Origin of the sequence: Corynebacterium pseudodiphtheriticum, assembly GCF_023509295.1 — a bacterium.
Lineage (GTDB): Bacteria > Actinomycetota > Actinomycetes > Mycobacteriales > Mycobacteriaceae > Corynebacterium > Corynebacterium pseudodiphtheriticum.
The window spans coordinates 776,120-791,289 of the sequence record NZ_CP091864.1 but is presented as its reverse complement, the minus strand read 5'-3'; the positions used below and the strand labels follow the sequence as shown (position 1 = coordinate 791,289).

12 protein-coding genes are annotated in these 15,170 nt (G+C 54.2%); 1 reads left to right on the top strand and 11 read right to left on the bottom strand.

All coding sequences use genetic code 11. The annotated features are described in order from the left end of the window. Positions 1-58: 58 nt before the first annotated feature. The 3 genes from L9H78_RS03515 to L9H78_RS03505 form a co-directional block, all read right to left on the bottom strand. Positions 59-382: a putative quinol monooxygenase gene (locus tag L9H78_RS03515; protein ID WP_249618799.1), complete on the bottom strand. Its 324-nt coding sequence runs from the start codon at positions 380-382 to the stop codon at positions 59-61. A 63-nt stretch (positions 383-445) separates the two neighbouring features. Further along, positions 446-937 carry a hypothetical protein gene (locus tag L9H78_RS03510; RefSeq protein WP_021352782.1) on the bottom strand — a complete coding sequence of 164 codons (492 nt, stop codon included), beginning with the start codon at positions 935-937 and terminating at the stop codon, positions 446-448. A 100-nt stretch (positions 938-1,037) separates the two neighbouring features. Continuing rightward, positions 1,038-2,858, bottom strand: coding sequence for an ABC-F family ATP-binding cassette domain-containing protein (locus L9H78_RS03505; protein WP_249620512.1), 1,821 nt, complete (start codon positions 2,856-2,858; stop codon positions 1,038-1,040). Positions 2,859-3,047: 189 nt separating this feature from the next. Between L9H78_RS03505 and L9H78_RS03500 the strand changes: the two genes are divergently transcribed. Further along, positions 3,048-4,352, top strand: a complete 1,305-nt coding sequence (locus L9H78_RS03500; protein WP_249620511.1) for a hypothetical protein — start codon at positions 3,048-3,050, stop codon at positions 4,350-4,352. A gap of 1 nt (position 4,353) precedes the next feature. Here the strand turns inward: L9H78_RS03500 and L9H78_RS03495 are convergent, their stop codons facing one another. The 8 genes from L9H78_RS03495 to rsmI all read right to left on the bottom strand — a co-directional run bounded on the left by L9H78_RS03495 (position 4,354) and on the right by rsmI (position 15,038). Beyond that, positions 4,354-5,415 (bottom strand): 4-(cytidine 5'-diphospho)-2-C-methyl-D-erythritol kinase, encoded by a 1,062-nt coding sequence (locus tag L9H78_RS03495; RefSeq protein WP_249620510.1) that lies wholly within the window; start codon positions 5,413-5,415, stop codon positions 4,354-4,356. Between the two features lie 17 nt (positions 5,416-5,432). After that, positions 5,433-6,347 carry a 16S rRNA (adenine(1518)-N(6)/adenine(1519)-N(6))-dimethyltransferase RsmA gene (gene rsmA / locus L9H78_RS03490; RefSeq protein WP_126925555.1) on the bottom strand — a complete coding sequence of 305 codons (915 nt, stop codon included), beginning with the start codon at positions 6,345-6,347 and terminating at the stop codon, positions 5,433-5,435. 19 nt (positions 6,348-6,366) lie between these two features. Beyond that, entirely contained in the window at positions 6,367-7,533 is a 1,167-nt protein-coding gene (locus L9H78_RS03485) for a resuscitation-promoting factor (RefSeq protein ID WP_249620509.1), read from the bottom strand. Positions 7,534-7,809: 276 nt separating this feature from the next. After that, positions 7,810-8,649, bottom strand: coding sequence for a TatD family hydrolase (locus L9H78_RS03480; RefSeq protein WP_249620508.1), 840 nt, complete (start codon positions 8,647-8,649; stop codon positions 7,810-7,812). 63 nt (positions 8,650-8,712) lie between these two features. Beyond that, positions 8,713-10,047 (bottom strand): MFS transporter, encoded by a 1,335-nt coding sequence (locus tag L9H78_RS03475; protein WP_249620507.1) that lies wholly within the window; start codon positions 10,045-10,047, stop codon positions 8,713-8,715. A 69-nt stretch (positions 10,048-10,116) separates the two neighbouring features. Then, on the bottom strand, positions 10,117-11,958 hold the full coding sequence (metG, locus tag L9H78_RS03470) for a methionine--tRNA ligase (RefSeq protein ID WP_249620506.1): 1,842 nt from the start codon (positions 11,956-11,958) through the stop codon (positions 10,117-10,119). A gap of 131 nt (positions 11,959-12,089) precedes the next feature. After that, entirely contained in the window at positions 12,090-13,949 is a 1,860-nt protein-coding gene (locus tag L9H78_RS03465; RefSeq protein ID WP_430622745.1) for a BCCT family transporter, read from the bottom strand. A gap of 189 nt (positions 13,950-14,138) precedes the next feature. Further along, positions 14,139-15,038 (bottom strand): 16S rRNA (cytidine(1402)-2'-O)-methyltransferase, encoded by a 900-nt coding sequence (rsmI, locus tag L9H78_RS03460; RefSeq protein WP_249620503.1) that lies wholly within the window; start codon positions 15,036-15,038, stop codon positions 14,139-14,141. Positions 15,039-15,170: the final 132 nt, after the last annotated feature.

The following is a 15,170-nucleotide window of genomic DNA, read 5'->3' as shown; positions in this document are numbered from 1 at the left end:
ACAGCCCTCGGGTACAGCGCGTAGCGTGAAAACTACACGACGACTATTTCACCTGGAACTACTTGACCTGGAATTCAGCCATTTCGTCCCACTCGGTTTTACCCTCGATCAGGGTGTTGATGATCTTCGGGGTTTCAACCAGGTACTTTGGCATCTCTTCGGTTGCACGCTGGAAGTGCTCAGAGGTGACGTGTGCTTCCGCACCATCATCGGTGAAGCCTTCTACCAGCATGAAGTGGTTGGCATCTTTCGGGTCGCGGTACCAGTCGAAGAACAGGTTTTTTTCTTCTGCCTGAGTAGCTTCCGTGAACCAGGAAACCTCTTCCAGGAAGTTTTCAGCGTACTCTGGCTTTACTTGGTAAGAAACGTTAATCAAGATCATGTTCTCGATCATACGCTTAATTTAGTTGATATGTACACAGTGCTAACGTGTGACTACGCACATTTAGTGCAAGAAAAATTCCGCCAAGTACACGTTGCCGTGCGCATCAACGCCCGAAACACCAAATCCCTTGCCATCAGCAGTGCGATTCGTAGGGCTCAGCAACCAGGCAATACGCTGCGCAGCCTCATGCGGAGCGAGCCGGTAGATATTACCCGTCCCACGGTCATGAGCAGTATGACCACGGCCAACATTGGCGTGGAATTCCACTTCCCCGCGCGCAGCCTGGTTAGCCCAGTCCTGGGCAATGCGCTGGGCTTCTTCATTGCGGTGGTGCCCCATAGCCAGCAAGTGCAACTTCGTAGCCTGTTCCAAACTCCACGACGCTACGCCAGCGCTGGCAGCCGAGGACCCAGCCGTCAATACCTCTGGAGTCGGCCAGACCGGGTTTGGCTGTGCGGAAGAAGCCGGTTGTGCGGATGCAGCAGCAGGAATACCTGCGCTGATCACGGTGGTTGCTGCGAGCGCGGTGAAGAATTTACGGGAGAAAGCCATGCCTATATCGTGACATAAGCAGCCACCCAACCGGTGGCTTTCACCCAGCGTGTTTGATAAATGCGCCGGCGCCCAGAGTTAGCCCTGCCGCACACCTACATTATTTCGGCTCCAGTTGATCAGCTAGCTCCATCCATTCGGCTTCTAATTCTTCTCGACGCCCAGCAACCTCTGCCTTTTGTTCGTTAAGCTCCGTCAATCGTTGCGTATCAACCTTTTCCGCTGCTACAGCCATTTTCTCGTCAATCTGGGCTTCTGTTTTCTCTAGTTTGTCCATCTTGCGTTCCAGCGCTCGCAGTGCTTTGGTGATCTCGCGTTCTTGCTGCGCAGAAATCCCTGTACCGCCACTGTTTTCTGTCTCTGAAAAATCAGTAGCCTTACTAGGACCTAGATCCAAGGTTGCGTTCGAAGCAGCATCCTGGGCAGATTGACGTACCTGCAAATACTGTTCAATTCCGCCCGGCAGATGCTGCAAATTACCGTCGCCAAACAGGGCATAGGCGGCATCAGTAATGCGCTCAATAAGATAGCGGTCGTGTGACACCACTACCAGGGTGCCCGGCCACTCATCCAACAGGGATTCGAGCTCCTGCAGGGTATCAATATCAAGGTCGTTGGTGGGCTCATCAAGCAGCAAGACGTTGGGCTCGCTCATTAATACCCGAGTAAGTTGCAGACGACGGCGCTCACCACCAGATAAATCACCAACCGGGGTACGTTGCCGCTTCGGGCTAAACCCCAGGCGTTCGGCCAGTTGCGATGCCGATAATTCTTTTTTGCCCATGTGTACATAGGTTGCTACATCTTCAACAGCATCCAACAGGCGACGTTGCGGGTCCAAATCATCAAGTTCCTGACGCAACCACCCCAGACGCACGGTCTGGCCTTCGATGCGCTTCCCCGCGCTAAGTTCATGCTCGCCAGCTAATGCTCGCAACAGGGTAGTTTTGCCGGATCCGTTCACCCCGACCAAGCCCACGCGCTCCCCCGGGGCTAAGCGCCAGGTCAGATCGTCGACAAGCACATGCCCATCCGGGGTTTCCAAGCGCGCATTCTCCAGCTCGATAACCTTGCGGCCCAGTCGCTGTTTAGAAAACGACATCAGCTCGACACTATTGCGCACCGGTGGGACATCTTTAATGAGTGCTTCTGCAGCGGCAATGCGGTATTTCGGTTTCGACGTCCGTGCCGGCGCACCCCGACGTAACCATGCCAATTCTTTACGTGCTAAATTTTGTCGCCGCTGTTCGGCAGCTTCGGCCTGCCGCTGACGCTCCGCGCGAGCAAAAATCCAATCGTTGTAGCCGCCGTCGTACACGTCGACTTTTCCATCGTGAACCTCCCAGGTCAACTGCGCTACAGTATCCAAAAACCAGCGATCGTGGGTCACCACCAATACGGCTACCTTCCGATGCAATAGGTGATCCGCTAGCCATTGCACACCTTCAACATCTAAGTGGTTGGTTGGCTCATCGAGCACCACCAAATCCAAATCGCGCACGAGAGCCGCCGCCAAGTTCACCCGACGTTTTTCCCCGCCGGATAGTTGTCCAACCTTGGTTTCTAGCCCGAGCTGGGCTACTCCTAGCCCTCCCAAAACATCGCGGACTTTTGCATTCGCGGCCCATTCGTACGTATCTAGCCCCAACGGCTCGACCACCGTGTGCCCAATCGTTGCTTCCGGGTCTAACTCTGCACGTTGGGTAACCACTGCCATCCGTAGATCCGAATTTCGCGCCACCCGGCCACTATCAGGTTCTACTAAGCCGGTCAGCACCTCCAACAACGTGGTTTTACCGCCGCCATTGACACCGACGACTCCAATGCGCTGCCCCGATTGCACACCCAGCGAAACACCGTCGAGGAGGGTTTTCAGGCCGAAAGATTGCGAGATATTCTCTGCGTTTAACAGGTTCACCATAGTGATTCCATTTTAAAGCACCCTGACTATCAGCCGCTAAGGACAGTCGTGCGCGACTGGGTGTAGCCAGTGCACGATGCTCAAGTCGCAACATTTTCTGACCGCGCCTAAAAAACACGAGGTTAAGACGCAAGGTTTATAAGATAAGACTTTTTGCACGTTGAATTCATTTTCATTACTGTAAATTCTATGAAACGCCGCATATTTTCCACAGTCACGATGGCAGTAGCAACCTCTTTCGCGCTTGCTGCTTGCTCCAGCCCAGATGAAGACGCCACGGGCGCCCAGGAAACCACCGCCACCTCAGAAGCCCATGACCACGATCACGATGGCCCCGACGCTGATGATGCGGATCTGACCGAGGTCTCTTCCCTACCACAACGCGTCGTACTCTCGCACGACAAAGGCTTGACGACGATTGACCCATCCACCGGCGAGATTGTCGACGAAGAAGAAATCTCCGGATTCCACCGCCTCAACCCTGCTGGCAACACCCGCCACCTGTATGTTTCCGGAAAAGACGGCTTCACCATCTTCGACACCGGTGCAGTGACCCAGCCACACGGAGACCACAACCACTACTACGAGAAGTCACCTGAGCTCACCGACAACATCCTGCCAGCTGATAAGCCTGGCCATGTCGTCCAGCACGACGGCAAGACTGCGCTTTTCGACGATGGCACCGGTGACATCACTATCTTCGACAACGACGAACTCCAAGATGGCACGGACACCATGCGCCCTGCACACATTGTGACCGCCGAATCCGGCGATCCACACCACGGTGTGGCAGTCCCATTCAAAGACGGTAGCTACCTAACCACGGTAGGCACCGAAGACGAGCGTCACCGCATCGAATACCGCAGCATGGACAACGAAGTATTGGCCTCCACGGACGATTGCCCAGGCATTCACGGCGAAGCGGTCGCGCAAGGCGGCAACGTCGCTTTCGGTTGCACCAACGGTCCAGTCGTCTTCGATGTCGAAGACGAAGAATTCCACAAGGTTGATGCCGGCGACATCGCCAAAGACGGCTACCAGCGCTCCGGAAACCTGGCCGGTAGCGAAGATTCCCCCATTGTCCTCGGCGACAACAAGACCGACGAAGACGCAGATCTTGAGCGCCCAACCTCCGTCGTTCTGATTGATACCACCGACTACTCAATCAAGAAGGTGGACCTCGAGGATTCCTACTGGTTCCGTTCCCTAGGCCGCACCGGTGACGGCGACGGCGTGGTCTTGACCTACGACGGCTATTTGAACATCATCGACGTCGAATCCGGCGAAATCACCGACCGCATCGAGGTTATCGAACCTTGGAAAGAAAAGGATGAGTGGCAAGAACCTGGCCCAATTCTGAAGGTCGATGGCGATATCGCTTACGTCACCGACGCAGAAAAGAAGGAATTTCTGATGGTCGACCTTAAAGAAGGCGAAGTGCTTACCCGCACCGAGTTGGACTTTGCGCCAGTGGAAATGGGAATTGCCCGCTAACTTAACATTCTATTAGCTCGGCACCCCTAGCCGGACTCGTGGCAGTAATGCCCCGGGTACCGGCTATTTTCTTTTCCACTTCTGTTGCAACATAGTGTGCAGTCTGTTCATCGGCACACAAAAATGCACAGGTGGGCCCAGAACCGGACACTATCCCTGTGAGTGCACCAGCGTGGCTTCCCGCATCGAGGATGCGGGATAAATCCGGACGCAGCCGCAATGCAGCCGCCTGCAAGTCATTCCGTAATAAGCCAGCGAGTTGTTGCACATCCCCGGATTGGGCGGCAGCCGTTAATGCTGTGGTCTCACTTAGGCTCGGATCGTGCGGAACCGCCGGTTTTCCTTTCTTCTCACCGTCGCCAGCATCTGGCTGCGGGCTGCCCTGATACAACTGATCGAATTCTGCAAATACCTGTGGCGTCGACAAGCCTTGTTCATTGGCCACCAATGCCCAGTGGTAGGTACCAGTTGTGGGCACAGCATGCAGCTTTTCTCCCCGGCCTTGCCCCAATGCGGTGTAGCCGTGCAAGCAAAATGGGACATCAGACCCTAGCTGCGCAGCAATATTATGCAATACGGACTCATCCAGCAGCTCGATATTTGCTTGCTCCGCAAACAAGGAGTTAGCAGCACGCAACGCGGCTGCAGCATCAGCGGAACCACCCGCCATGCCTCCAGCGACCGGAATGTTCTTCTCAATTGCCACCGTCACCGGTGGAAGCTCCAGCTTTCCAGCGTGTTCTGCTTGCAAAGCAGCAGCAACGGCGTCAACAGCTTGCCAGGCGAGATTCGTAGCATCACTGGGGACCGAATTACTATCTTGTCCAGTCACAGTCAATGCGCGCACCGGTCCGTGCCCGGAAGATTCGTCCTGCTCAATCTGATCATTAGCCAGGCTAACCCGCACGGTATCGGCGAGATCCAGTGATTGAAAAATAGTCACCAGCTCATGGAAGCCATCGGCGCGGGCAGGGCCGACCGCCAAATGCAAATTCACCTTGGCAAACGCCTTTGCCGCATACGAACTACGAGGGGGCGAGCGAAATAAATAATCGTCTGTCATGAGAATCTATCTTGTTTTTATTCGGCTAAACCGAGCCGGACGAAATCAGCCACGCTTAGTTTCTCGCCCCGTAAACCAGGATCAATGCCTGCTGCTCTTAGCGCCTGTTCAGCCTCAACCGCCGAACCGTAATATTTAGACAAAGCAGCACGTAAAGTCTTTCGGCGTTGTGCAAAAGCTGCATCCACGAGTGGGAAAACAGCCTCTCGAGTGTCTTGCGTTATTGGCCATGGGCAGGCATCTTCCGAGAAACGCTCGATCCGTACCAAACCTGATTTGATTGTTGGGGCTGGCCAAAAAACATGCTCAGCGATGGTTCCGGCCCGAGTCACAGTGCCATAGAAACCAGCTTTGACGCTGGGAACACCATAAATTTTGTTTCCAGGTTGTGCAGCCAGCCGATCCGCAACTTCTGCTTGCACCATAACCAAGACGCGGTTAATGCTGGGAAATTGCGCCAATAAGTGCAACAGCACTGGTACCGCGACGTTATACGGCAAATTAGCAACCAAAGCTGTGGGAGACGGGATCGATTCAGGGGATGCGGAGTGTACTTGATCTGGACGTATGCGCAGCGCATCAGCTGTAATTAAAGAAAAGTTTTGCTGACGATGGCCCGCGCGAGCAGCCACCGTTTCCGGCAATTTCGCAGCTAGCTTTTCGTCAATCTCAATGGCTGTGACATGCCGCCCCGCTTCCAGCAAACCTAGCGTCAACGACCCCAAGCCAGGGCCAACTTCCAGCACGTGATCGTCTGCACGCACCCCGGCAGTATCAACGATGCGACGCACTGTATTGGCGTCATGGACAAAATTCTGACCCAGCTTTTTCGTCGGGGTGATGCCAATATCCTCAGCAAGAGTCCGGATTTCTACCGGACCCAAAAGATCTACCGTGCGCGAGGTTTCAGCACCAACCAAATCGTGTTCCATGCAGGTAGTTTAGCAGTTATCAGCGCAAGCCCATCTTGGCAGTACACGCAGGCCATGCACCCCAACCTTGGGCTGCCTGAGTCTTTTTCGCAATCTCAATCTGCTGCTCGCGCGTAGCAAGATCGGCGGTTGGTGCATATGCCGTTCCGCCATAAGCAGCCCAGGTACCAGCGTTGAACTGCAAGCCACCGTGGTAGCCGTTACCAGTATTAATGGACCAGTTACCGTTGGATTCACATGCAGCAAGTTCATCCCACACCGAACCGCCTGCCACGGCAGGTGCAGCAGGCGCAGAAGCCGCAGGTGATGCTGGCTTTGTGCCACGAGCAATTACTCGCTTTTGCGCAGGCGCGACCTCACGCTCATCAACGCGTTCGACAGACTCTTCATGCCCATTGACGAACTTCTTCCGCAGGTTAACTTCCCGGTTACCCATTGTTCCGGCTTCAATCACGTGCTCATCACCTTCTGGCAAGTTTGCATCGTCGCGATAGATAACCTCAGGCTCAATCGGCTCATTGATGAGTTCATCTTCGAAGTGAACGCGATCAATGGCAATATCCATGCCCGTAGTTAACGCAGTATCTTCCGGCAGGTGCAGTCGATCAAACTCACCTAGGTGAATATCGCGAATATCCAGCAATTCACCCACGGTACGCACTGCTTGCTGGGTGTAGACGGTTTTCCCACCATCGGTGATCGAGATAATTTTCGGCTCCACAGCCTCCAACTTCATTCCGGTGGTGAGTTCGTCATCACCAGAGAGTTCTTTACCATTAGCTAACAATTTGGCATTCCGGTGTAAACCATCAATTTCGCTACGCAGCTCACCGATGGTGCTAGCGGTAGTAGTCAGTTCTTTATTTGCCCCGTCGATGGTGACGGCCACTGGCTTTGTGGTGCGCACCGTGATGGTGTCGCCTTCATGCACGCCCTCCGAAAGCGCCGGGGAAATTACATCATGCGCACTCAGCTCCACGTTAGCGTCGGCAAGCGCAGCTTCTACATCACCGGCAAATGTGGAAAGCTCGATTTTTTCCCCATTGGCATCAACCACAATATCTTTTTGCGCATCCAGTCCAACGACACCCCCGACCAGCAGAGCACCAACGACCCCCCCAGTAGCAACACGTAAAGAGGTAGATGCATTGGAGTTAATCCGCTGGATCTGCTTTTTGGTCGACATGAACTTCCTTAAGACTCTCGAACTGCGTACTGAACAGGAGCAACCACTGCACCTACTGCACATTGAATGCCAGTAACCCGCAATGAGGCCAACTCATTCTGCAACGACAATAACAATACGATAACGCGACGACGCGTGGCGAAACGCGCTCAAAAACCAGCTGTCACAAAATTCACAAATCACACAACTTTCTCCAAGGCCACTACAAACCCAGCCAACCTGGAAGAACAGAAACTATGCAATTTGTCACACCTGTGCCGTATGGGCGACGTAACGTTAGTGGCTTTCACCCAGCCCGTATACGCGATGGTAGGTAGCACGCACCTCGGCAGCCAGTTCTTCAGCACTTTGACCCCGCTGCTGTGCCACGCACAGCGCAGTATGCCCCACCAACGACGGCTCGTTTGGCGCTCCACGAAACGGCTCCGGGGTCATAAACGGAGCATCCGTTTCAATCAACAACTGCCCCCGCGGCACCAAGGAAGCTGCACGCCGCAGCTCATCGTTTCGTTTAAACGTCACGTTTCCGGCAAAACTCAATATCCACCCACGCTCAATAGCTTCGCGCGCCATCGATACTGGTGAAGAAAAACAGTGCAGCATGACGTGTGGTGGCGCTGGTTCATCATCCAAGATGCGCAGCAGGTCTGCGTCTGCTTCTCTGTTGTGGATCATCAGCGTCTTGCCTACCTCGCGCGCAAGCTGTGCATGCCAACGCAGGGAGGCTTCCTGTTGTTCCAATGTCGCTGTCGACTCCGGAGAGTGCTCGATCCAATAAGAATCCAGACCAGTTTCACCAATGGCCACGCAGTTTTCGTCGCGAGCCAGCTCAGACAGCCGATTTTTCGCATTTTCATCCAGTTGGTGTGCCTTGGTCGGATGGATCGCGCATGCGGCATGCAGATTATGGTGCTGGCGTGCGGCTTGCAACGCCAGCTCCGCTTCGGCTAAATCGTCTCCGACGGTACATATCTCTCCAATACCGCCTGCGATGGCACGCTCAACAAATTCCGCAATGCTACTTCCACGACACGACGTGAGGTGCGTGTGCGCATCAACTATTCCGGTAATTTCCGGGGCAGGAAATGGCTGTGGGCGTGATTTCTTCTTCGACATAACGCCCCAGTTTAATAGGCACCGTTGTAGTAAGCACCTGCTAATTCGCAAGCCCGTCACGTACTAACGCGCGAGCTCGTCGTCGATAAGCACTTTCTTACCCGCGCGATACCCCAGCGCAGACATCCCCACACCGGTCAATGCCATCACCGCCAAGATCAACACCCAGTCTCCGGTGGCCTGGTACGCAAAACCGATCAACAGCGGAAGGACTCCTGCAAGCAAATAACCATACGGCTGCACGAAACCAGACAAGCGCGCGGTCACCTCAGGGGTACGCGTCCGTGCCGCAAGCAGCGCAAGGATCGTCGGGAAGCACATACCACCCAGGCCCAGCACGATTGCCCACGCCTCCGGCGCCGCGGCACCAGCAAACATGACCCCGAGGTAACCAACGGTCGTCAGTACGCCAAAAACCACAATTACCGGGCGCAGATCACGAATGCGGGCCACCAAAAACGGCATGCTCACACCACCGATGACGTTGACGGTTCCCAACACGGCAAGCCCTACGGCTGCCCTGCCCGGAGAGACACCTTGGTCGATATACATCTGCGGCAGCCACCCCATTTGCACATAGGCGTTTGAGGATTGCAGGCCAAACAGCACCATCATCGCCACCGCTGTGGGAGAACGCCATAACGACGTCGACGCGATCTTATTCGCAACAACTGCTGGGGCCGAATCAGCTGTTGTACCCGTCGTACCTGGTGTAGTCGCACGTTCCGTGCCGGAGTTTGTGGGTTTTGCGACCGATGGCTTGCGAGGTTTATCCACGCCAACCCGGGTTAATACCAGAATCCAGACCACAACCTGTGTTGCCGCGAGCAACGCCCAGATCCCCAGTGCTGGGCGCCAAGCATCCTCGCCGGAAAACCACAAGGCACTCAGTGGTGCAACCGCCCCCGAAAGACCTAAGAAACCGGAATAACACGACATCAACAACACAGAGCAACGCGGCGCGTGCTGTTTAATCCAGGCCGGTAACAACACATTCAACAGCGCGATCCCGCCAACAACCAACGCGGTGAGCACAATGAACGTGACCATACCGCCCGGTACATAGGCACCGATCAATGGCCGGAAAGCAAGGCCCACGAGCATGGCCACCATTCCGGCAAAAAGCGTGAAGCTTAACCCGAAGCGTCGGGCAATAGGCACAGCTGCCAACCCCATGATGGCGAAAGCAAAACCCGGCATGGCGGTGAGCGCACCAGCCACGGAAGCCGAGGCCTGAAAACTGGCCATTACCTGTTCCAACACTGCGCCCAGTGAAGAAATACCGGCGCGCAGGTTCGCCGCAGCGGAGATTACTGCGACAAGAGCAAGTGGGACTGCAATTGCCCCACCAGTAACTAGTTTCGTGTGCTTCGACTGCTTATCACTCGTCGGACTCACCTTCCAACACAATGCTCGAGAGAAAAAACGTGCGGTGCACGAATCTTGCCGTGCACAGCACACTTCGGATTAGTCTTCCGAATCCGTCACCGGTGCCCATTCTGGGCCAGTTTCAGCTAGCTCCGGGTCCAGCTTGGTAATCAATGGCTTCGGTTTCGCCAGTGTAGTACCCGGGGTGATATCCAGACGTTTCCAGGTTGCTGCCTGTGCTGCATAATCACCTGTGATCGCGGGGTACTTCTGACCTTTCTGTGGCGTTCCGACGCCAACCAATTCGACGTCATAATCATCGACAACTTCGACAATTTCTGGCTGTGCAGCCCACAGATCCTCGCGGCCCAAGGTTTCGTGCACACGCTGTGCCAAGTGCGGCAGGTACGGGGTCAAAAGCACGTTGCAATCGGAAACGACCTGCAGTGCAGTCCACAAAACCGTCGCCAAGCGCTCACGCTGGGAATCATCCTTCGCCAGCTTCCAAGGCTCATTTTCGGCGATGTACGCATTGGCTTCACCTACTACATGCATAGCATGCGTGATTCCGGCTTTAAATTTGGATTTCTCCAGCGCCTCTCCGACAACATCGAACGCGTTGCGCGCCAATTCGAGGATGCGGCGGTCGCTATCGGTTAATTCACCAGGCTTTGGCACCTCACCGAAGTTTTTGTGGGCCATGGAGACAGTGCGATTGACCAAGTTACCCCAGCCATTCGCCAATTCGTTGTTAATGCGCCGAACGAACTCATCCCAGGTGAAATCAGCGTCGTTGTTTTCTGGCCCCGCTACCGCGATGAAATACCGCAGTGGATCTGGACCAAATTCTTCCAAGAAATCTTTGACGTAAATGACCAAGCCCTTAGACGAGGAGAACTTGGACCCAGACATGGTCAAAAACTCGGAGGACACAATTTCCGTCGGCAGGTTGATTTCACCATAGCGGTGCTGTTCCCCGCCCTTCGCACCTTTGCCGGCGTAGCCAAGCAATTGCGCAGGCCAAATCTGAGAGTGGAAGGTGATGTTGTCTTTGCCCTGAAAATAATAGGACTTCGTTTCTGGATCCAGCCAGAATCGCTTCCATGCATCCGGGTCACCAGTGCGCTGGGCCCACTCAAGCGAAGCAGACAAGTAGCCGATCACCGCATCAAACCACACGTAGAGCTTCTTCGCGTTGTTGTTTTCCCAGCCTTCAATCGGTACTGGCACGCCCCAGTCAATATCGCGGGTCATCGCACGTGGGCGCATATCTGCCAGTAAGTTCTGCGAGAATTTTAGAACGTTCGGGCGCCAGCCTTGCCGTCCCGACAACCACTCACGCAAAGCGTCGGCAAGCGCAGGAAGATCCAACAAAAAGTGCTCGGTCTCACGGAAAACCGGGGTTTCGCCGTTGATCTTAGAAACAGGATCAATCAAATCAGCGGGATCGAGTTGGTTACCGCAGTTATCACACTGGTCGCCGCGAGCACCATCGGCGTTGCAAATCGGACAGGTTCCTTCAATATAACGGTCCGGCAAAGTACGTCCCGTCGACGGCGAAACCGCCCCCATGGTGGTTTCCTTCACCATGTAGCCGTTGTTATATAAACCTTTAAAGAGTTCCTGCACCGTCGCATAGTGAGTACGGGTAACTGTACGGGTAAACCAGTCATAGGACAGGCCCAGACCACGCAAATCTTCGACTATCTGCCGGTTATAGCGGTCAGCCAACTCACGCACGGAGACGCCTTCTTTATCAGCTTGCACCAACAGCGGAGTGCCGTGTTCATCAGTGCCTGAAACCATCAGGACATTGTTGCCACGCATTCGCTGAAAGCGCGCGAATACATCGGAAGGTACGCCAAATCCTGCGACGTGTCCGATATGACGGGGGCCGTTGGCATACGGCCAGGCAACATTCACAAGCACATTTTCAGACATGCCCTCAAGCATAATTGAACCCCGGCACCATGTGGTTACCGGGGTTCATAGAGCTCACAGGATGCGCAGCTAATTCACATCCATACAGCTCGCAACACCACGACTGATGTTGCGACCGCTAATGCTACTGGTTATTTCTTACGCATCGATTCTGGCTTCAAATTTTCCAGGCGTTCAGAACGACGTTTCTTCAACTCTTCCTTACGGTGCGCTTCGCGAGTCAAACGACGTTCACGAGCCAACTTGCGCGCGAAGGCCTGCTGTTCCTTTTGCTCGACATAGATTACGTCATTACGTAGGTCCTTCACCAAGCTAAACATCAAGCCAATGATGATCAGCAGGAACGGCGAAGCGGCCACGATGGTCACTGACTGCAGCGAATCCAAAGCATCCTCGCCACCACCAATGAGCATGGTCAAACCAACCGCAGCGGTCAAAACACCCCAAGTCGCCGATAACCACGGGGTAGCTACCATGCGTCCACGCTGCGACATCGAGCCCATCACGGTTGACGCAGAGTCTGCCGAAGTAATGAAGAACGTCGCCAGCAAAACCATAGCGACAATGGAGGCAATTGAACCCAACGGCAGATGATCAAACATGTTAAAGAGCATGTTTTCCGTCGTGCCATCGCCATAAACCACACCCTCATTGTTGCGTTCCATATCGATGGCGGTGCCGCCGAAAATCGCAAACCAAATAGTGGAAACACCAGATGGAATCAGCAACACACCGACGCAGAATTCACGTACGGAGCGACCACGGGAAATACGAGCCAGGAACATACCAACGAACGGCGACCAGGACACCCACCATGCCCAGTAGAAAATCGTCCATGCAGAGCTAAAGTCAGCGGCTGCTTCACCGTTTTCTGCGGTACGTCCGGCCATCATCAGGAAGTTTTGCAGGTAGGAACCCAACGACCCTGGAATCAAGTTCAACTGCACAACGGTTGGCCCAACGATAAAAACAAAAATTGCCAGAGTTGCTGCCATGATCAAATTGGCGTTCGACAGGTACTGAATGCCCTTACCGACGCCTGACAGCGCCGAAAGAATAAAGGCCAATGTCAACACCAAAACAATGCCAATTACCACAGACATCGATGGGTCATCGATAATCCCGGAAGCAGCCAAACCTGCTTGGATCTGCAGCGCACCAAGCCCCAACGAACAAGCGGTACCGAAAACCGTCGCAAAAATCGACAAAATATCAATAACACGACCGATGCCGCCCGCAGCAGCTTTTTCACCAATCAACGGCACGAATGCGGAAGACAGCAGCTGCTTGCGCCCTACACGGAAGGTCGAATAGGCAATCGCCAAACCTACGATCGAGTAAATTGCCCACGGATGTAACGTCCAGTGGAACATTGCCTGCGACATGGCACCGCCAACCGGGTCATTGTCGATGCCCGGCACACCATCGTTGTAGAAGAAAGTCGGTTCCGCAGCGCCGAAGAACATCAGGCCGATCCCCATACCAGCGGCGAACATCATTGCGATCCACGAGATGGTATTAAATTCAGGCTCTTCATTAATCGAACCTAATTTAATAGCTCCGAATTTCGAAGCAGCAATAGCGATCACGAACACCACGAACACGGTGGTGAACAGCATGAAGGCCCAACCAAAATTGTCAATGATCCAACCAAAAGCCGTGCTGGCGAAGGCTGTAAAAGAATCAGTGAACGCCAGGCCCCAAATGACGGTAGCCAACACCAGTAGTCCAGCCGGGGCCACCACTGCCCAGTCAATCGAGCTATCTTCGGTTTCCGAAGCCAACTCCACTGAATCTTCCACGCTGCTTACCGCAACATCGTCTTCATGTTCCAGCATGTAGGCGATCTGCCTGGTAGCCGAAAGCTCATCAAGATCCTCGCGTACCAAATTGGCATTGGTTTCTAGTTGTGGACCATCCGCAACTTTATCGCGGTCAGCCCCCACAGCACCATCGGCGCCTTTAGAGTCGTGTGAGTCAGGTTTATTCATGGATACCAGCGTGGTTGAAAAACACCCGGCAATCAAATTCAAATAAGCTGAAAAACAGCTGTTAAGCAAATAAAGACGTCAACTACGTGACTCGTCAGCAAGGCGACGCATTTTTACTGGCATTATCTGGCTAATATCACTCACAATTTTCAAAATGCCACAGAGACATAGTTGATGTGTTTTTCGCCACTAATCCTCTTCTTTGGCTCGAGCGCGCAGGAATGCGTCGTAAAGTTCCCGGTTCGAATGCGCAGTCCAGGCCCCAATCTGCTTGCACGCTGCTTTCAAACGCATGCCGCCATCAACAAGTTCGGCGACCCGGCCGACTGCATCCTCCACGGTCAAGTGAGTCTGCTCGCCTCCCTCGATGACGACCGTAATTTCCCCTTTGACTCCGTCTTCTGCCCACGCTGCCAGCTCGCCAAGCGGAGCTCGTTTCACCTCTTCATAGAGTTTGGTCAGCTCACGACACACGGCTCCACGACGCTGCTCCCCCAAGACCTCCGCAGCAATGTGCAAGGTATCGGCTAAACGATGTGGAGATTCAAAGAAACACACAGCCCGCTTTTCATTACGCAGTGATTCCAACCAACTACGCCGGGCACCGTCTTTACGCGGCGCAAAACCATCAAAGATAAACTTTCCCACCTGCAACCCACACAGCGCTAGAGCAGTGGGTACCGCAGACGGGCCAGGAATAGCTGTCACCGGCACCCCTGCCTCATGCGCGGCTGCCACAATATTATGTCCCGGATCCGAAACCACTGGCATGCCAGCGTCGCTAACCACCAGCACACTCGAATTGCGTGCTGCACGCAGTAGCTCAGACACCCGTCCGGCCTCGTTATGATCAAAATTCGAGACCACCTTCGCACGCAATTCCACCCCCAGAGCATTCGCAAGGTTTCGCAATCTTCTTGTATCTTCAGCAGCAATGAGCTCTGCTTGTTGCAGTGCGCTAATCAGCCGGGGGGAGGCGTCGGCAAGGTTTCCCAACGGGGTGGCCGCCACGATGATTCCATGCGGCAATTGCTGCTGCAGGTTTGCATTGTGGTTCTGCGCGCTTAACTGCTCTGGCTGATCGTTCATCACGCCTCCAGCATGGCATATCTGCTATCCGAACTCAGCACCGCAACTAACTAGGAACTTTCTTCTTTTGCGCTCCGAGCTCTTGGTGTCGTCGTATCGTCGGCTGTTTATTCTCGCCTAAACTATTCCAAG